General features: G+C 71.5%; 14 protein-coding genes and 1 pseudogene. 8 read left to right on the forward strand and 7 right to left on the reverse strand.

All coding sequences use genetic code 11. The features are described from left to right. Positions 1-352: pseudogene (locus ABZU53_RS27795) on the reverse strand (SAM-dependent methyltransferase); the annotation flags it as partial. 262 nt (positions 353-614) lie between these two features. Between ABZU53_RS27795 and groES the strand changes: the two are divergent. From groES to ABZU53_RS27810, 3 genes are all read left to right on the forward strand, one after another. Then, entirely contained in the window at positions 615-929 is a 315-nt protein-coding gene (gene groES, locus ABZU53_RS27800; RefSeq protein ID WP_030330046.1) for a co-chaperone GroES, read from the forward strand. 70 nt (positions 930-999) lie between these two features. Continuing rightward, positions 1,000-2,640 (forward strand): chaperonin GroEL, encoded by a 1,641-nt coding sequence (gene groL / locus ABZU53_RS27805; protein ID WP_355068452.1) that lies wholly within the window; start codon positions 1,000-1,002, stop codon positions 2,638-2,640. Positions 2,641-2,765: 125 nt separating this feature from the next. After that, positions 2,766-4,442 (forward strand): molybdopterin-dependent oxidoreductase, encoded by a 1,677-nt coding sequence (locus tag ABZU53_RS27810; RefSeq protein WP_355068454.1) that lies wholly within the window; start codon positions 2,766-2,768, stop codon positions 4,440-4,442. Between the two features lie 175 nt (positions 4,443-4,617). Here the strand turns inward: ABZU53_RS27810 and ABZU53_RS27815 are convergent, their stop codons facing one another. After that, positions 4,618-5,001 (reverse strand): WhiB family transcriptional regulator, encoded by a 384-nt coding sequence (locus ABZU53_RS27815; protein ID WP_234589302.1) that lies wholly within the window; start codon positions 4,999-5,001, stop codon positions 4,618-4,620. Between the two features lie 255 nt (positions 5,002-5,256). On the opposite strand from ABZU53_RS27815, the gene ABZU53_RS27820 reads away from it, so the two are divergent. Further along, positions 5,257-6,075 (forward strand): response regulator transcription factor, encoded by an 819-nt coding sequence (locus tag ABZU53_RS27820; RefSeq protein WP_355068456.1) that lies wholly within the window; start codon positions 5,257-5,259, stop codon positions 6,073-6,075. Positions 6,076-6,112: 37 nt separating this feature from the next. On the opposite strand, the gene ABZU53_RS27825 is transcribed toward ABZU53_RS27820, so the two are convergent. Further along, complete coding sequence (locus tag ABZU53_RS27825; protein ID WP_354855353.1) at positions 6,113-6,532, reverse strand: DUF5319 domain-containing protein; 420 nt, start codon at positions 6,530-6,532, stop codon at positions 6,113-6,115. A gap of 186 nt (positions 6,533-6,718) precedes the next feature. Between ABZU53_RS27825 and guaB the strand changes: the two genes are divergently transcribed. Both guaB and ABZU53_RS27835 read left to right on the forward strand, forming a co-directional pair. Beyond that, complete coding sequence (guaB, locus tag ABZU53_RS27830; RefSeq protein WP_354855354.1) at positions 6,719-8,281, forward strand: IMP dehydrogenase; 1,563 nt, start codon at positions 6,719-6,721, stop codon at positions 8,279-8,281. A 27-nt stretch (positions 8,282-8,308) separates the two neighbouring features. Continuing rightward, complete coding sequence (locus ABZU53_RS27835) at positions 8,309-9,427, forward strand: GuaB3 family IMP dehydrogenase-related protein (RefSeq protein ID WP_354855355.1); 1,119 nt, start codon at positions 8,309-8,311, stop codon at positions 9,425-9,427. Positions 9,428-9,517: 90 nt separating this feature from the next. Here ABZU53_RS27835 and ABZU53_RS27840 read toward each other — a convergent pair whose 3' ends face one another. The 3 genes from ABZU53_RS27840 to ABZU53_RS27850 all read right to left on the reverse strand — a co-directional run bounded on the left by ABZU53_RS27840 (position 9,518) and on the right by ABZU53_RS27850 (position 14,170). Then, complete coding sequence (locus ABZU53_RS27840) at positions 9,518-10,825, reverse strand: carbohydrate-binding protein (protein WP_355068458.1); 1,308 nt, start codon at positions 10,823-10,825, stop codon at positions 9,518-9,520. After that, positions 10,777-12,834: a ThuA domain-containing protein gene (locus ABZU53_RS27845; protein ID WP_355068460.1), complete on the reverse strand. Its 2,058-nt coding sequence runs from the start codon at positions 12,832-12,834 to the stop codon at positions 10,777-10,779. The genes ABZU53_RS27840 and ABZU53_RS27845 overlap by 49 nt, the downstream gene beginning before the upstream one ends. A gap of 214 nt (positions 12,835-13,048) precedes the next feature. Next, positions 13,049-14,170 (reverse strand): sugar phosphate isomerase/epimerase, encoded by a 1,122-nt coding sequence (locus ABZU53_RS27850; RefSeq protein ID WP_354855357.1) that lies wholly within the window; start codon positions 14,168-14,170, stop codon positions 13,049-13,051. Between the two features lie 393 nt (positions 14,171-14,563). Here ABZU53_RS27850 and ABZU53_RS27855 point away from each other — a divergent pair, with 393 nt between their 5' ends. Continuing rightward, on the forward strand, positions 14,564-15,985 hold the full coding sequence (locus ABZU53_RS27855) for a M1 family metallopeptidase (RefSeq protein WP_354855358.1): 1,422 nt from the start codon (positions 14,564-14,566) through the stop codon (positions 15,983-15,985). A gap of 107 nt (positions 15,986-16,092) precedes the next feature. Further along, complete coding sequence (locus tag ABZU53_RS27860; RefSeq protein WP_355068462.1) at positions 16,093-17,553, forward strand: M1 family metallopeptidase; 1,461 nt, start codon at positions 16,093-16,095, stop codon at positions 17,551-17,553. Positions 17,554-17,601: 48 nt separating this feature from the next. On the opposite strand, the gene ABZU53_RS27865 is transcribed toward ABZU53_RS27860, so the two are convergent. Beyond that, positions 17,602-18,726, reverse strand: a complete 1,125-nt coding sequence (locus ABZU53_RS27865; protein ID WP_355068464.1) for an LCP family protein — start codon at positions 18,724-18,726, stop codon at positions 17,602-17,604. Positions 18,727-18,837 lie beyond the last annotated feature (111 nt).

Genomic DNA, 18,837 nt, shown 5'->3' on the forward strand with positions numbered 1-18,837 from the left:
CGCGGGCGGCGGCGAGCGCGTCGGCGCCGAGGCCGCAGCCGAGGTCGGCCAGCGTGCGCACGCCGGCCGCGCGCAGCCGCTCGGCGCGGCGGTCGGCGACGACCCGGCGGGTGGCCTGCTCCAGCCCGGCGCGGGTGAGGAACATCCCGGCGGCAGCCGGGCCGAACTTGCCGACCGCCCGGTGGCGCAGCTCGGCCTGGGTGAGCGCCGCCGCGGCCAGCGCGGGCGGCACCCCGCCGGCGCGTAACGCCGACGCCGCCGCCAGTGGATCACCGCCGGCCAGCCCGGCCGCCGCCGTGAGCGCGGCCGACCCCTCGGGGGTACGCAGCGCCGCCAGCTGATCGAGATCCACCCCACCATTCTCCCGGCCGAGGCGGAAATACCGGCTGGCGGGGCGCGACGCGCTGGCACTCTCCTTGACGGAGTGCTAGCCACGGAATAACCTGCGATTAGCACTCTCACCCTGAGGGTGCCAGCTTCCGGGTCTCGCGACCCGGGTGCGCACGCCAGGCGGACCGGCACCCGCGACGACGGCCCCGCCCGGTGGCATGAGGCAGATTGACGCTGGTCAGCCCCGCTGGCCGGCAACGAAACCAGTAGTACCCCAGGAGGGTATGCCCGTGACTACCGCGACCAAGGTTGCGATCAAGCCGCTCGAGGACCGCATCGTGGTCCAGGCGAACGAGGCTGAGACCACCACGGCGTCGGGCATCGTGATCCCCGACACCGCCAAGGAGAAGCCGCAGGAGGGCACCGTCCTCGCTGTGGGTCCGGGGCGCGTCGACGACAACGGCAACCGGGTTCCGGTTGACGTGCAGGTCGGCGACACCGTCCTCTACTCGAAGTACGGCGGCACCGAGGTCAAGTACGCCGGCGAGGAGTACCTGGTGCTCTCCGCCCGCGACGTCCTCGCGGTCATCGAGAAGTAAGCAACCGATCAGTGTCGCTGCCCCGGTCCGGCTCGCCGGGCCGGGGCAGCTTCGCTTCGAAGGGACATACATGGCGAAGATCCTGAGCTTCTCGGACGACGCCCGGCACCTGCTGGAGCACGGTGTCAACGCCCTCGCAGACGCGGTCAAGGTCACCCTCGGCCCGCGCGGGCGCAACGTCGTCCTGGACAAGAAATTCGGTGCGCCGACGATCACCAACGATGGTGTGACCATCGCCAAGGAGATCGAGCTCACCAACCCCTACGAGAACCTCGGCGCGCAGCTGGTCAAGGAGGTGGCGACCAAGACCAACGACGTCGCCGGCGACGGGACCACCACCGCGACCGTGCTGGCGCAGGCGATGGTCCGTGAGGGCCTGCGCAACGTGACCGCCGGGACCAACCCGGCCGGCCTCAAGCGGGGCATCGACGCGGCGGCCACCAAGATCTCCGAGGCGCTGCTCGGCCGCGCCGTCGAGGTCGCTGACAAGAAGTCGATCGCGAACGTGGCGACGATCTCGGCGCAGGACGCCACCATCGGCGAGCTGATCGCCGAGGCGATGGAGCGGGTCGGCCGCGACGGTGTCATCACCGTCGAGGAGGGCTCGATGCTCACCACCGAGCTGGACGTGACCGAGGGTCTCCAGTTCGACAAGGGCTTCATCTCGCCGAACTTCGTCACCGACCTGGAGGGTCAGGAGTCCGTCCTGGAGGACGCGTACATCCTGGTCACCACCCAGAAGATCTCGGCGATCGAGGAGCTGCTGCCGCTGCTGGAGAAGGTCCTGCAGAACAGCAAGCCGCTGCTGATCATCGCCGAGGACGTGGACGGTCAGGCGCTCTCCACCCTGGTGGTCAACTCGCTGCGCAAGACCCTCAAGGTCTGCGCGGTCAAGGCCCCGGGCTTCGGCGACCGGCGCAAGGCCATGCTCCAGGACATCGCGATCTCCACCGGCGCCGAGCTGGTCGCTCCGGAGCTGGGCTACAAGCTCGACCAGGTCGGCCTGGAGGTGCTCGGCAGCGCCCGGCGCGTCGTGGTCGACAAGGAGAACACCACGATCGTCGACGGCGGCGGCCAGAAGGCCGACGTCGACGACCGGGTCTCCCAGATCCGCAAGGAGATCGAGGCCTCCGACTCCGACTGGGACCGGGAGAAGCTGGCCGAGCGGCTGGCGAAGCTCTCCGGCGGCATCGCCGTGATCAAGGTGGGTGCGGCGACCGAGGTCGAGATGAAGGAGCGCAAGCACCGCATCGAGGACGCCATCGCGGCGACCAAGGCCGCGGTCGAGGAGGGCACCGTGCCCGGCGGCGGCGCCGCCCTGGTGCAGATCCTTCCCGTGCTCGACGACGACCTGGGCTTCACCGGCGAGGAGAAGGTCGGCGTCTCGATCGTGCGCAAGGCGCTGGTCGAGCCGCTGCGCTGGATCGCGCAGAACGCCGGCCACGACGGCTACGTCGTGACGCAGAAGGTCGCCGACATGCAGTGGGGCCACGGCCTCGACGCCGCCACCGGCGAGTACGGCGACCTGGTCAAGGCCGGCATCATCGACCCGGTGAAGGTGACCCGCAACGCGGTCACCAACGCCGCCTCGATCGCCGGTCTGCTGCTCACCACCGAGAGCCTCGTGGTGGAGAAGCCGGAGCAGGCCGAGCCGGCCGCCGCCGGTGGGCACGGCCACGGCCACGGTCACCAGCACGGCCCGGGCTTCTGACCCGGTAGCGACACCCGCCCCGGGGCACACCGTCGTACGGCGGTGTGCCCCGGTTCGTCTCCGCGATCATTACCAAGCGCTGACATGGTTGGCGACCCGGCGGATTGATCGCGCACACTGGGCCGATGAGCACCACGTCGCGGCGGTACGCCGCGCTGGCCGGAGTGACCGCCGCCGCCGTCGCGATCGGGATCGCGGAGCCGGTGGCGGTGCTGACGGGCCCCCGGTCGGCGCCACTGGTCGCGGTGGGTGGGGTGGTCGTCGACGCCGTCCCCGAGCCGCTCAAGCAGTTCGCCATCGACGTCTTCGGCACCGCCGACAAGATCGCCCTGCTGATCGGAACGGCCCTGCTGCTGGGCGCCTTCGCCGCGCTGCTCGGAATGGTGGCGGTCCGCCGGCTGGCCCTGGGCCTGGCGGGGATCGCGGCGTTCGGCGTCGTCGGTGTGGCCGCTGCGCTGACCCGCCCCGGCGCGGACGTCTTCGACGCGCTGCCGTCGCTGGTCGGTGGGGGACTCGGCGCCCTGGTGCTCTGGCTGTTCATCGCCGGCCCGTTCGAGCTGGACCCCTGGCCCTGGACCTCACCCGCCACCTCCCGCCCGGCAACCCCGCCGGCTGCCGGTCCTGGTGAATGGCCGGTGTCGCCCGCCGGGCCGCCGGAGGGCCTGCCGGTCCCGGTGACCCCCGCCGCCCCGCCGGTGCCGGTGACCCCGGCCGCGCCGGCCGCGACTGTCGATCCGGAGTCGCGCCGACGGTTCCTGACCGGCACCGGCGTGCTACTCGGCACGGCCGCCGTGGCCGGACTCGGCGGGCGCTGGCTGGCCGGGCGGCGCGGCGTGTCCGCCGCCCGGGACGCGATCCGGCTGCCCGCGCCGGTCGCCCCCGCACCGGCCGTGCCGGCGGGCGCGGACCTGTCGCTGGCCCAGCTCGCGCCGTACGTCACCCCGAATCTCGGGTTCTACCGGATCGACACCGCCCTGGTGGTGCCGCAGGTGGACCCGGAGACCTGGCGGCTGCGCATCCATGGCCGGGTGGGCACCGAGCGCACCTACAGCTACGCCGATCTGCTGGCCCGGCCGTTGGTCGAGCGGTACGTCACGCTGGCCTGCGTCTCGAACGAGGTCGGTGGGGACCTGATCGGCAACGCCCGCTGGCTGGGCGTACCCCTGCGGGAGCTGCTGGACGAGGTGCAGCCGGAGGAGGACGCCGACCAGGTCGTCGGCCGGTCGGTCGACGGTTGGACCTGTGGCACCCCCACCGCCGCGCTCCGCGACGGACGCGACGCGCTGCTGGCGATCGGCATGAACGGCGAGCCGCTGCCGGTCGAGCACGGGTTCCCGGTCCGGATGGTGGTGCCGGGCCTCTACGGCTACGTGTCGGCCTGCAAGTGGGTGACCGAGCTGGAGCTGACCCGGTTCGCCGACTTCGACGCGTACTGGGTGCCGCGTGGTTGGTCCGCCCAGGGCCCGATCAAGACCCAGTCGCGCATCGACGCGCCGCGACGGCGCAACCGGTTGACCGCCGGTCCGGTGACGGTGGCCGGTGTGGCCTGGGCGCAGCACCGGGGCGTTCGCCGGGTCGAGGTACGCGTCGACGACGGCCCCTGGCAGGAGGCGCAGCTGGCCCCGACGGTGTCGGTGGACACCTGGGTGCAGTGGTCCTGGCGCTGGGACGCCACGCCGGGCGAGCACCGGCTCCAGGTCCGGGCAACGGACGCGACAGGCGAAACCCAGACCGAGCGTACGCAGAGCGTCGCCCCGGACGGCGCCACCGGCTGGCACACCGTCCCAGTCAACGTCCACTAACCCCCACCCTGCCCCGCCCCCATCCGCCTGACCCCTGGTGATCATGAAGTTATTGCCCCGATCGACGGCGTGTCGGGGCAATAACTTCATGATCGACGGGGGAGGGGGCAGGCGCGCGGAACCGCGCTCCCGCTGGGCGGGGGCGCGGTTCGCGGTGTTCGGGGTGGGTGCCGGGTCAGGCGACGTTGCGCTGGGCCGGGACCGTCGACTTGTGCGGGCGGCCCAGTCGCGCCTCCAGGCGGGCGACGTCGACCCGGATCTGCCGGCGGTCGGCCAGGTCCTCCCAGCCGACGGCGAGCAGGCGCAGCCGCTCCGACTCGCTGAAGCCGCCCCAGACGCCGTACGGCTCGCGGACCGACAGGGCGTGCGCGGCGCACTCGGCGCGGACCGGGCAGGCCCGGCAGACCGACTTGGCGGCGGACTCCCTGCGCAGCCGGGAGGAGCCCCGCTCCCCGTCCGGGTGGAAGAACTGGGCGCTGTCCCGGCCCCGGCAGGCACCGAGCCGCTGCCAGTCCCAGAGATCGACGATGGGTCCGGGCAGTCTACGTACGTTCGACATCAGCACCCCTCCTCCCGCGCGGCACCGCGAGACTCTTGTGGCCGGCTTCCGGGCGGCGGGCCGCGCAGGCGCACCGTTCCCGGCCTGGACCTCCCGGTACCCGGGCTGCCGCCGGCTCACACGTATGTGATCCAAAACGTCTGGCAACTCGCGGCTTTTGCCCTATCTGTCGGAAAAGTTCAGATGATTGCCGGGAACCCCCTCCCCAGCCGACGCCGTCATGGTCTGCTCGTGTGCGGAGAGGAGACCACCACAGTGCGTACCGTTCTTGTGTGCGTTCGGACACCGCTCGCGGCTCAGCACCTCACTTCTGCTGCCGCGCGGCTGGGGTTGTCCGCGATCGTCCGTACCGCCGTCTCCGATCCCGAGGTGATGCTGCGACTCGCCGAGCGCCCGGCCGACGTGGTCCTGGCCGACACGGCTCTCACCCGGCCGGACAGCGCGGGTTTCGTCCGCCGGGTGCTGGCCCGCGCGCCGCAGGCCGCGGTCCTGCTGCTCGGCGCCGAGGAGTCCGAGGCCGCCGCCGCCACCATCAGCGCCGGCGCCCGGGGTCTCATCCAGAACGCCGACCACGACCTGACCAGCGCGGTCGCCAAGGCCCTGCTGCTGCTCACCGCACCCGGCCGAGCCTCCCGGCAGCGGGTCACCGACCCGGCCCGGGACACCGCGGCGGTCGGTGGGTCGGGCCGCTCCGCGCCATCGGTACGCGGCTCCGCCGAACCCGGCTGGACGGCCGCGCCCGGCGACGGGTCGCCGGGCATGCCGTCGGTGCCGGTGCAGCGGGGTGACGACGAGGTCGAGTCGGCGACCGACGGGTCGGCAGCCGGCCAGACCGATCCGACCCGGCCCGCCCCGAGCGCCCGCCCCAACCGGGCGTCGATCGGGCTCACCGAACGGGAACTCCAGGTGCTGCTGGGCATGGCCGAGGGCAAGAGCAACGCGGAGATCGGCCGGGAACTGTTCGTGTCCGAGGACACCGTCAAGACCCATGCGCGACGGCTGTTCCGCAAGCTCGGCGCCCGGGACCGCGCCCACGCGGTCGCCGCCGGCTTTCGTGCCGGCCTGGTCTCCTGACCCACGCGGCCCCGCCCCCGGCGGGGTCAGCCAGCGGTCACTCGCCGGTGGTGGCGGTGCCCGGTTCGTCCTCGGTGCCCTCGGTCAGGGTGTCGTGCACCCCGTCGGCGTAACCACGGGCGTAGTCCCAGGTCACGTAGTGGTCCGGGTCCGGGTCGTACGCCGGCTCGTGCACCCGGGGCCGCCCCGAGTTGAGCAGGTGCCGCAGGTTGCCCCGCAGCAGGTCCCAGTCGAAGTAGTGCGGTTCCCGGCAGTCCTCGCATTCGATGACCAGCCCGCGCACCCCGATTGGCGCCAGCAGGGCCTGGTAGATCTCCAGGTCGGCGAGGTCCTCCAGCACATCCTGCCGCTCGACGTCGGTCAGCGGATCCGGCGTCGCGTCGTCGCCCGGGTCGTCCAGGCCTGCGGTCGGGTCGGCCGGGTCGCCGTTGAACGGGTCGATGGGCTCGTCGTGCACCCCCTCACCGTAGACCCAACGCGGCGCGAACGTCCGCCCCCCGGCACCGCGCCCACGCGGCCGCCGCCGACGGAGGTCGCCCAGGTCACTGGGTACGATAGGACGACGTGCCGGCACCGTGGCGTGCTCCGGTGCCCGCCCGCGCCACCTCGCTGAAGCCCATCCGAGCAGCTCAGGAGAGCAATCGTGGAAAATTCGCCCAGCACCGATCTTCCGGCCGGCGTCGAGCACGCCGATCTGGGCGGCCACCTGCCCGAGCTGCCCGCCGGCTCGGCCCGGGTCGTTCCGCTCGGGCTCACCTTCGATGACGTGCTGCTCCAGCCGGGCGAGTCGGACGTCGTCCCCAGCCGGGTCAACACCCGGACGAAGCTCACCCGCGGCATCGAACTGACCGTTCCGCTGCTCTCCAGCGCCATGGACACGGTCACCGAGGCGCGCATGGCGATCGCCATGGCCCGCCAGGGTGGCATCGGCGTGCTGCACCGCAACCTCTCCGTGGAGGACCAGGCCCTCCAGGTCGACCTGGTCAAGCGCTCCGAGTCCGGCATGATCACCAACCCGGTGACCGCCAGCCCGGACGACACCCTGCGCGAGGTCGACGAGCTGTGCGGGCGCTACCGCATCTCGGGTGTCCCGGTGGTGGACGGCGATGGCCAGCTGGTCGGCATCGTCACCAACCGCGACATGCGTTTCGTCTCCGAACCGAGCACCCCGGTCCGCGAGATCATGACCCGGACGCCGCTGGTCACCGCCACGGTCGGGGTGAGCAAGGACGACGCGCTGGCGCTGCTGCGTCGCCACAAGGTCGAGAAGCTGCCGATCGTGGACGACTCGGGTCGGCTGCGCGGGCTGATCACCGTGAAGGACTTCACCAAGAGCGAGCAGTACCCGAACGCCACCAAGGACGACGCGGGCCGGCTGCGGGTGGCCGCCGCCGTCGGTGTCGGCGAGGACTCGTACAAGCGGGCCCGCACGCTCGTCGACGCCGGCGTCGACGTGCTGATCGTGGACACGGCGCACGGGCACCAGCGGGCCGTGCTGGACATGGTCCGCCAGCTCAAGAAGGACGTCACGATCGACATCGTGGGCGGCAACGTGGCCACGTACGCCGGTGCGCGCGCGCTGGTCGAGGCCGGCGCCGACGGCATCAAGGTGGGTGTCGGCCCGGGCGCGATCTGCACGACCCGGATCGTGGCCGGAGTCGGCGTCCCGCAGATCACCGCGATCATGGAGGCGGCCCGTGCCGCCCGCCCGGCCGGCGTCCCGGTGATCGGCGACGGCGGCATCCAGTATTCGGGCGACATCGCCAAGGCCCTGGTCGCCGGCGCCGACACGGTGATGCTCGGCAGCCTGCTGGCCGGCTGCGAGGAGAGCCCCGGCGAGCTGATCTTCATCAACGGCAAGCAGTACAAGGCGTACCGCGGGATGGGCTCGCTCGGCGCGATGCAGTCCCGGGGGCAGGCCAAGTCGTACTCGAAGGACCGGTACTTCCAGCAGGACGTGCTCGCCGAGGACAAGCTGGTCCCCGAGGGTGTCGAGGGGCAGGTGCCCTACCGGGGCCCGCTGTCCGCGGTCGCCCACCAGCTCACCGGCGGGCTGCGGGCCGCGATGGGGTACGTCGGCGCGGAGAGCATCCCCGAGCTGCACCGGCGTGGCCAGCTGATCCGGATCACGGCGGCGGGGCTCAAGGAGAGCCACCCGCACGACATCCAGATGACCGTCGAGGCGCCCAACTACCACTCCCGCTGACCATCCCCCAACAACCTGGAGTCCCCCATGCGTGACGTGGTCGAGATCGGGCTGGGCAAGACCGCGCAGCGCGGTTACCACCTGGACGACATCGCCATCGTGCCGAGCCGCCGGACCCGGGACGTCGACGACGTCTCGACCGCGTGGCAGCTCGACGCGTACCCGTTCGGCATCCCCTGTGTCGGGCACCCCTCGGACGCCACGATGAGCCCGTCCTCGGCGGTCCGGCTCGGTCAGCTCGGCGGTCTCGGCGTGCTCAACGTCGAGGGGCTGTGGACCCGCTACGAGAACCCGACGAAGGTGCTGGAGGAGCTGGCCGGCCTCGACGAGGACGCCCGCGCCACCAAGCGGCTCCAGGAGGTGTACGCCGAGCCGATCCGCCCGGACCTGATCGCCGAGCGGGTCCGCGAGCTGCGCGCCGGAGGCGGCACGGTGGCGGTGCGGGTCTCCCCGCAGCACACCCTGGCGCTGGCCCCGGTCATCCTGGACGCCGGAGTGGACATCCTGGTCATCCAGGGCACCATCGTGTCGGCCGAGCACGTGTCGACGACCGACGAGCCGCTGAACCTCAAGGAGTTCATCGCCGACCTCGACCTGCCGGTCATCGTCGGCGGCTGCACCGACTACAAGACGGCCCTGCACCTGATGCGTACCGGCGCGGCCGGCGTGATCGTCGGCATCGGCGGCGACGAGTGGTCGACGACCGAGTCGGTGCTGGGCATCCGGGTGCCGATGGCCACCGCGATCGCCGACGCCGCGGCGGCCCGTCGGGACTACCTCGACGAGACCGGCGGCCGGTACGTGCACCTGATCGCCGACGGCGACATCCAGACCTCCGGTGACATCGCCAAGGCCCTCGGCTGTGGCGCGGACGCGGTGATGCTCGGCGAGCCGTTGTCGCTCTGCGACGAGGCGCCCGCCGGCGGCGCCTGGTGGCACTCGGCGGCCAGCCACCCGTCGCTGCCCCGCGGCGCGTTCGAGGTCGCCGGTGAGCCGCTCGGGTCGATGGAGCAGCTGCTCTTCGGCCCGGCGGACGAGGCCGACGGTCAGCTCAACCTGTTCGGTGGGCTGCGCCGGGCGATGGCCAAGTGCGGCTACCGCGACCTCAAGGAGTTCCAGAAGGTCGGCCTGGTCCTCGACCGCTGACCTGCCGTTCAGACGCCGGAAGGCCGGCCCCGCCACGTTGCGGGGCCGGCCTCCGTCGTACCGGGGGCGTGCCGGGGGTGGGCCGGCGCGTCAGCCCTCGGTGAACTCGACCCAGTTCAGGTTGCCCAGGCCGCTGGTCGGACCGCCCGGTACGGCGGCGTAGACCAGGTAGAGCCGGTGCGCCCCGGCCGGCTGGTCCACCGGCACCGTCGTGCTGGTGAAGGCCGCGTTGCCGGTGGTCGCGTTCAGCGTCGCCGTGGCGACGAGCGGGCCGGTGGGCGAGTCGAGCCGCAGCTCCACCGCCGCCCGGGGAGTGCCGGCGGTGGCCGCCGAGCCGCCGGAGTGCCGCAGGGTCACGCTGGACACCCCACCCAGGTTGATCGGGTCGAAGGCGATGTGGTCGCCCGGGTCGATCCCGCTGACGTGCTGCCCGCCGCCGGTGTCACCCGTGGTGGCGACCTCGACGCCCTGCTTCACCTGGGCGTACGCGGCCTGCTGCCGGGGTGTCTGGATGATCGCCTGGCCGACCGTGGTGAGGGGGGCCTGGCCGCCGCCACCGAGGTCGGTGTACGAGGCGCTGATCCCGCCGTACAGGTACCCGCCGGCGTGGTCACCGCCGTCGGCCGGGGTGGCGAGGGTGCCGGTGCAGCCGGTGGTGGAGCTGTCCGGGTGGCCGTGGCTGTCGTGGCCGAGGACGAAGGTCACGGTGACCCGTGCGCAGTCCACCGGCCCGTCCTCCGGGTCGGTCACCGTGACGGTGAACGGCACGCTCTCGCCCCAGGTGAAGAAGCTGCCGCTCACCGGGGAGGTGACGGTCACCGTGGGCGCGGTGTTGCCGACCACGATCTCCTTGGTGAGCACCGCGGTCTTCCCGCTGGAGTCGGTCACCGTCAGCTTCGCGGTGTACGTCCCGTTCGCGGTGTAGGTGAACGACGGGCTCGGGTCGGCCGAGTCGACAGTGCCGTCGCTGGTGAAGTCCCAGGCGTACGAGATGGAGTCGCCCGGGTCCGGGTCGTAGCTGCCGGCCGAGGAGAACCGCACCGTCAACGGTGCCGTCCCGGAGGTCGGGGTGGCGTCGAGCTTCGCCACCGGCGACCGCTTGCCCTTGACGTAGCGGATCACCGAGAGCTGGGCGTCGGGGTTGGCCCGGAAGAAGCCGTCGCCGTACTCCAGCAGGTAGAGCGAGCCGTCGGGGCCGAACTCCATGTCCATCGGGTTGTCGAACACGACGCCCGGCAGGAACTGCTCCACGCCGGTCAGGGTGCCCTTGCCGTCGGTGCGCATCATGAAGATCTTGTCGCGGGTGAACTCACCGAAGACCACCGCGTTCTGGTAGTACTCGGGGAACTTCACCTCGGAGGTCGACGCCGGGTCGTACGAGTAGATCGGGCCGCCCATCGGGCCGACGCCGCCGGTGCCGATGACCGGCCATGTGAAGTCGCAGCCGACCGGCGGGGTCTCCAGGTACGACCCGGCACACGGGTGCGCCCGTCGAAGGTGTACCAGAACTGCGGCTGCTGGACCTTCGGCAGCACCCGCAGGCCGGTGTTGCGGGGTGAGTCGTTGACCGGGGCGCCGCAGTTGAACGGGGCGCCGGAGGTCCGGGTGACGAAGTCGTAGTCGATGTACGGCAGGCTGGGCGAGTAGCAGTACGGCCAGCCGTAGTTGCCGGCCTTGTTGGTGGCGAACCAGCGGCCGGTGCCGTCCGGGCCGCGGGTGGCGCTGGGTACGCGGGAGTCCGGCGAGTAGTCGCCCACGTAGACCATGCCCTTGGCGTCCACGTCGTACCGGAACGGGTTGCGCAGCCCCATCAGGAAGATCTCCGGCCGCGTCTTCCCGGCGGTGTCCTGCTCCTCGGGGAAGAGGTTGCCCTTGGGAACGGTGTACGTGCCGTTGGCCCGCACCTTGATCCGCAGCAGCTTGCCGCGCAGGTCGTTGGTGTTGGCGGCGGAGCGCTGCGCGTCGTAGCCGGGGCCCTGGGTCGGCGACTCGTTGATCGGGGTGTAGCCGTCGGAGCCGCCGGCGTTGGTGTCGTCCCCGGTGATCAGGTAGAGCAGCCCCTTGCCGTCGAACTTGACCTCACCGGCCACGTGGCAGCAGATGCCACGGTCGGTGTCGACCCGGAGGATCTGCTGCTCGGTGCTCATGTCCAGGTGCGGGGTGGGGGAGTCCACCAGCTTGACCCGGGAGAGCTGGTTGTAGCCCTTGAACCTGTCCCACACGGTCGGGTCGGTGGAGGTGACCGGCGCGTCGCCCTCGTTGACGCCGGGGGTGGCCGGGTTGTCGACCGGGGTGTTCAGCTTCGGCGCGTAGTAGATGTAGACCCACCTGTTGGTCGCGAAGTCCGGGTCGATCGCCACCGACTGGAGGCCGTCCTCGTCGTGTTGGTACACGTCGACGGTGGTGATCACCGGGCTGGCGCCGGTGGCCGGGTCGTAGAACCGGACCTCGCCGCCGCGGGTGTTGTGCAGCACCCGGCCGTCCGGCAGCACGGCCAGCGACATCGGCTCGCCTGGGTCGTCGTTGAGGGTGACCTTCTCGTAGTTGCCGAGCACGGTGGCGCCGCAGTCGCCCTCGACCACACCGGCGGACCACCGGATGCCGCCGAGCAGGTGCTCACGGAACTTCGCCGAGCGGTACGTCTCGATGCTGTGCCCGAGGCCCGTGTAGAAGGAGCGGCCGCCCTGATAGTCCTTGCACCAGGTGACCGGGTGGTCGTACCCCATCGTGCCGCCGGTGTAGGTCTTCTCGTCCACGGTGGCCAGCACGTGCGCGGCGCCCCGGACGTTGCGGTCGAAGTTGTACCACTCCTCGGTGAGGGTGAGCGTGCGGGGCAGCGTCTCGGACGCCGGGTGGGCGCGGTCGGCCACGTCCACCACGCCGCGGCCGACCGGCGAGGCGGCGGCCGCCTTCGCGCCGACGAGGTTCTGGTAGAAGGCCCAGTCCGGCTCGGTCTCCGCCGCCGCGTGGACGCCCACGTAGCCGCCGCCCGCCTTGACGTACGCCTCGAAGGCCGCCTCCTGGCTGGCGTTGAGTACGTCGCCGGTGGTGTTGAGGAAGACCACCGCACGGTACTTCGCCAGCTCGGCGGCGGTGAACACGGCGGCGTCGCGGCTCACCGTGACGGTGAAGTGGTTCGCCTTGGCCAACTGCTGGATGGTGTCGACACCGTCGGTAATGGACGCCCGGCGCTCACCGGCGGTCTTGGTGAACACCAGCACCCGGTAGGTCTGCGGAGCGCGCACGGCGGCGCGGAGCGCGGCCGGCCCGTTCTCGACCACGGACGGCGCGATCGGGGGCGCGTCGTCGGCTGGTGCGGCGGTGGCGGGAACGGCGGAGGTGAGGGGGATGGTCAGGATGAGTCCAGCGGCGACGGCGAACCATCGTCGTCCGGTCGGTCGGGTCATCGTTCCTCCGGTGGTCGGCAGGCGCGTGGCATCCCCGGCCTGTTCGGGCCGGCAGCGCGACTGCGGTGGGGGATGGACCGGGCGCGTCCCGTCGCCGTACGGGAGGCGCGGGTGCGCAGGGCCGGTGCTCGACCGGCCCGTCACCACCTGCCGGCGGCTGGGCCGGCGGGGTGGGACGCGGCCGGCGTCGGACGGACGCCGGCCGCGCCGGAGGTCACTTCTTGAGGTAGATGGTCAGGTCCGACATGTTGCGGTAGCTGAGCGCCGCGAAGTCCAGCGACTGGGCCCGGTTGGCGGTGCCGCCGGGGGCGGTGTCCATCTCCCAGTTGGCGTGGTGGAAGTCCCGCTCGCCGATGGTCTGGAAGAACTGCTGGAAGTTGATGTCGCCCTCGCCGAGCGGGGTCATCTGGTGACCGTTGGGCACGCTGGTGTCCCGGTCGCCGTCCTTGGCGTGGAAGAGCGGGAACCGGGTGGTCCGGTCGGCCACGTTGAGGATCGGGTCGAACAGATCGGTCACCTCGCGTCCGGCCGGGTCGACGTACTTCTGGTGCTTGTAGCGGGCCACGTAGCCCCAGTAGATGTCGAACTCGAAGAAGACGTACCGGGGGTCGGTCCTGCCGAAGAAGTACTCCAGCCGCCGGATGCCCGACGAGCGGGTCGGGCGGCCCTGCGCGTCCAGCGGCCCGGAGTCGAGCAGGAAGCTGTACGCGACGTCGTGGTTGTGCGTGTAGAGGCGCATGCCCCGGGCGTGCGCCTGCCGGCCCAGCTCGTTCCAGGTGTCGGCGGCGGCGTCCCAGTCGGCCTTGTACGCGCTGTTGGTCGGGTCGCTTCCGGTGCCGATGTTCTTCATGCCGAGTTCCTCGGCGATGTCCAGCTGCTGCTGGAACGTGGCCGCCTGGATCGAGGCGTGCGTGCCGTTGGCGACCAGGCCGTTGTCGTCGAGGATCTTGCGAATCTCGGTCGGGGTGATCTGCCGGCCCAGGATCTCGGTGTTCTGGGTGTAGCCGGCGAACTCGATCTCCTTGTACCCGATCTCGGCGAGCCGGGCGAGGACACGCTCGAAGCCGTACGGCACGCCGCTGTCGTCGGGGGCGGCGGTGATCCGGTCCCGGACGCTGTAGAGGATGATGCCGCGGTTCTTCGACGGAATCAGCGGCTCGACCCGCAGCTTGCTCTTGCCCTTGTCCTTGGGGTGGGCGAGCGCGGGGGTGCCGGTGGCGAGGACCGGCAGGCCGGCGGCGCCGAGCGCGGCGGCGGCTCCGGCCGACGCGGCAAGCAGGGAGCGGCGGCTGAGCCGACCGGCAGATGAGGCGTTGGGTGCGGTGTGATCTGGCATTGTTCCACCTTTCGCGACGGTGGTGGCCGTCGATGACGATCAGCAGAGGTGCGACGAGGGGTCAGGTCGCGGGCGCCGCCGAGCGCCCGATCCGCGTCCCGGTGAAGCCGAGGGCGTGCCCGGGTACCGCGAGTCGAAGGGGCAGTTTCCACGCCGTCGCTGCGGCGTGGTGGTGCGGGACGCCGGTCCCGTCCATGGACACGATCGGCTTGAATGTTCCGAGCGCGTTACATCTTGGAGACAGACACTAACGTCGGTCGAAGCCAAAAGAAAGCATCGATCCGCACGAACTTTTGTTTGTTTAAGCGAAAGTAACCGATGATCGTCAATATGCGCGTCGGGTCCGATGACGCTGGCTACGCTCGTCGTGACCGAGGGACGAAGGAGTCGTGCATGGTCCTGACCGGACGCACACCGTCCCGCCGGCTGGCCGCCGCCCTCACGGTGCTGAGCTGCGCCGTCACGCTGACCGCCGCCGGGTGCACGGGCGACGACGACGGCGGGTTCCGACCCGGCGCCGCGGACGTCGGCGACCCGTACGTGCCGGGCCATGGCAACGGCGGTTACGACGTCACGCACTACGGGCTGGACGTCCGCTACGACCCGAAGACCGACCGGCTCACCGGTCGGGCGACCATCACGGCGACGGCCACCCAGGATCTGTCCCGGTTCAACCTGGACCTGGTCGGCCTGGACGTCGGCGCGGTCACCGTCGCCGACGAGCGCGCCAAGCACCGCCGCGATGACGGCGAGCTGGTGGTCACCCCGCGCGACCGGCTTCCGCGCGGCCGGACCTTCACCGTGGCGGTCGACTACGCGGGAGTGCCCACCGCCGTGACCGACGGCGAGCTGGGCAGCGGCGGCTTCCTGCACACCGACGACGGGGCGATCGCTCTCGGTCAGCCCGACTCCGCGGCCACCTGGTTCCCGGTCAACGACCACCCGTCGGACAAGGCCAGCTACGACATCGCGGTGACCGTCCCGGACGGACTGTCCGCGCTGAGCAACGGGGTGCCCGGGCCGAAGAGCAGCGCCGACGGGTGGACCACCTGGCGCTGGTCGGAGCGCACCCCGATGGCGAGCTACCTGAGCACCCTCGTAATCGGAAACTATCGGGTGGTCAATGGCGAGCACGCCGGACGACCGCTGGTCACCGCGGTCGCGGCGAGCCTGCCGGCGAACGGTGGGGCGGCCGGCTCCCTGGCCCGCACCGGCGAGATCGTGGACTTCCTGGCCAGCCGCTTCGGCCCGTACCCGTTCGACTCGTACGGCGGGATCGTGGTCGCCGACGACCGGATCGGGTACGCGTTGGAGACCCAGTCCCGGCCGGTCTACGGGCCCGCCTTCTTCACCGACGACCATCCCAACCCCGGCGTGGTGGCACACGAGCTGGCCCACCAGTGGTTCGGCGACAGCGTTTCCCTGCACCGGTGGAGCGACATCTGGCTCAACGAGGGCTTCGCCAGCTACGCCGAGTGGCTGTGGGAGGAGCACGACGGCGGTCGGACCGCGCAGCGCAACTTCGAGCTGCAGTACGCGTCGACCGACTGGTCCCAGCCGTCGGTCGAGCCGGGACGGGAGCGGATGTTCGGCACCGCCGTCTACAAGCGCGGCGCGCTCGCCGTGCACGCGCTGCGCCGGACTGTCGGTGACGACACCTTCTTCCGCATCCTGCGTACCTGGACCACCGAGCGGGCGGGCGGCACCGCCACCACCTCGGACTTCGTGGCGCTGGCCGAGCGGGTGGCCGACCGGCAGCTACGGCCGCTCCTCGACGCGTGGCTGGTGGGCGGAGCGGCACCGACCCTGCCGTGACGGCCTCGTGATCATCTGTCGATAGGCTGCCGCCTGCGATCAGGCAGGAGCGCCGGTCGCGCGGGGTGGCCAGGCCCCCCGCACCGGGTGTACGGGGAGGGTTCGTGATGCGGGGAACGCGGCGCAGGCTGCGGGTGGGTGCCGGTCTGCTGGTGACCGGGGCGCTCGTGCTGTCCGGATGCGACTCGTCCACGAAGGAGGCTGCGGCCCCGACGCCGAGCGCGTCCCCGACGCCGTCGCGGACCTTCACCGCCGGGGCGGCCGGGCTCGGGGACGCGTACTTCCCGACGTACGGCAACGGCGGGTACGACGTCGGGAAGTACACCGTGAAGGTGCGCTACGACCCGGCGAAGGACCGGCTGACCGGTACGGCAACCGTGCAGGCCACGGCGACGGCGGACCTGTCGACGTTCAACCTCGACCTGGCCGGTCTGACCGTCAAGACGGTCACCGTGGACGGCGCGCCGGCCACCTACACCCGGGACAAGAACGAGCTGGTGATCAAGCCGGCGGCCGGCCTGATCACGGGCAACGGTTTCGTCGCGGAGATCGTGTACGAGGGGGTGCCGAAGCCGCTGAAGAACGAGGTGCTCGGCGAGGGCGGGTTCCTGCACACCGCCGACGGCGCGATCGCGCTGGGCCAGCCGGAGTCGGCGAGCACCTGGTTCCCGGTCAACGACCACCCCTCCGACAAGGCGGCGTACGACTTCGAGGTCACCGTCCCGCAGGGCCTGACCGCCGTCAGCAACGGCGTGCCGGGCGGCAACACCACCACGGACGGCTGGACCACCTGGAAGTGGTCGGAGAAGTCGCCCATGGCCAGCTACCTGAGCACCGTGGTGATCGGCAAGTTCCGGATCACCACCGGCCAGCACAAGGGGAAGCCGGTCTACAGCGCCGTCACCACCAAGGTGGCCAAGGGCGCGTCGGACGCGTCGATCGCGCAGACCGTCAAGGTGGCCGACTACCTGGAGAGCGTCTTCGGGCCGTATCCGTTCGACGCGTACGGCGGCGTGGTCGTCTCGGACAGCCGGATCGGGTACGCGCTGGAGACGCAGAGCCGCCCGGTCTACTCCGCCGGCTTCTTCCGGCGTGGCGAGAACACCGAGGTGGTCGCCCACGAGCTGGCCCACCAGTGGTTCGGCGACAGCGTGGCGCTGGCCAAGTGGGAGGACATCTGGCTCAACGAGGGCTTCGCGACGTACGCGGAGTGGCTGTGGGCCGAGCACACCAAGCAGTACACCGCGAAGCAGGCGTTCGACATCCGCTACGAGCGGGTGCCGGCCGCGGTGTGGAAGACCCCGCCGGGCAAGCCGGGGGTGAAGGACCTGTTCAGCGAGTCGGTCTATCAGCGTGGCGGGATGACCCTGCACGCGCTGCGGGTGGCCGTCGGCGACAAGGCGTTCTTCCAGATCGTCAAGACCTGGGCGGCGGAGAAGCGCAACGGGACCGCCACCACCGCCGAGTTCGTGGCCCTCGCCGAGCGGATCTCCGGCAAGCAGCTCGACGCTCTCTTCGAGGCGTGGCTCAACGGCACCAAGAAGCCCGCCCAACCCAAGAAGCTCTAGGAAGGTGCCCCGGGGGCCTCGGTCGAGCCGAGGGCCCCGGGGCGCGGGTCAGGTCTTGACGACCAGCTTGGGGTGGGCCGCGAGGTACGCGTCCGCGCGGCCGGCCCGGAGTTCGGTGATGAACTTCCGGCCCTCGCTGGTGAGTTGTTCGCCCTGGTAGGCGCTGCCCTTGCCGACACCTGAGCCGGGCAGGCCGACCAGGACGAACTTGTTCTCCGGCACCCCGCTGAGCGCGTACGCCAGGTCGACGATCCGGTTGCCGCCCACGTAGATCAGGGTGTCGCCCAGCGCGGCGACCACCTGGTCGACGCGCTCCGGCTGCCGGGCCAGGCCCTCATCGAGGATCTTGCGGGTCAGCGCTCGGACGAGCTGCTGCTGGTGGCGCTGGCGGGCGTAGTCGCCGCCGGTGATGTAGCGCTGCCGCGCGTAGTCCAGGGCCTGCCACCCGTTGAGGTGCTGCTCGCCCTTCTCGTAGACCTGCTGCGGCCCGGTGTACCCGCCGGGGGCGCTGTCCCGGTACTTGCCGTCCGGCTTGCGGTGCAGGGAGGCGACCCGCTGGTCGACGTAGATGTCCACCCCGCCGAGGGCGTTCACGAGCCGGTCGAAACCGGCGAAGGTGAGCACCGCCCCGGCGTCGATCCGCAGCCCGGTGTATCCGCTCACCGTGCTGCGCAGCAGCTCGTACCCCTGGGCGGTGCTCGGCTGCTTGGGCTTGCCGGGCACCCGGCTGCCGAAGCTCATCGAGTGGGTGAGCTTGGTCTTGCCACCCTTGTAGCCGGCCTTCGGGAACGCCGGAATGTCCACCAGCAGGTCGCGGGGGAGCGAGAAGAGGTACGCCCGGCCCAGCCCCTTCGGCACGTGCAGCACCAGCACGGCATCGGAGTGCGGCTCCCAGCCGGGAACGCTGACCCGGGTGTCCACCCCGACGAGCAGCAGCGTCAGCGGGCCAGTGATTTTCGCGCCCGGAGGCGGGCCGCTCGGGCTGGGCGTGGGGGTGGGCGTGCCGACCGACGACGGGCTCGGCGAGCCGGCCACCGGAGTGCCGGCGGGCGAGTCGCCGCCGGTCAGGCGGGTGATCACCACAGTGCCGCCGGCGATCAGCGCGACGACGGCGAGGGCGGCCAGCCCGAGCACCAGCCACCGCCGGCGCGGCTCCATCGACCCCAAGATCATCTTCGTTTCCTTCCACCCGTATCCGGCACAACGCTCCGACGGGTGCTCCGGGTTGCGGCCGGGAGGCGCCGGGTCGGTCGGCCGGTGCATGATCGCGCGAAAACTGCCGCT

Source organism: Micromonospora sp. NPDC005194 (assembly GCF_040608335.1).
Taxonomy (GTDB): Bacteria; Actinomycetota; Actinomycetes; order Mycobacteriales; family Micromonosporaceae; genus Micromonospora.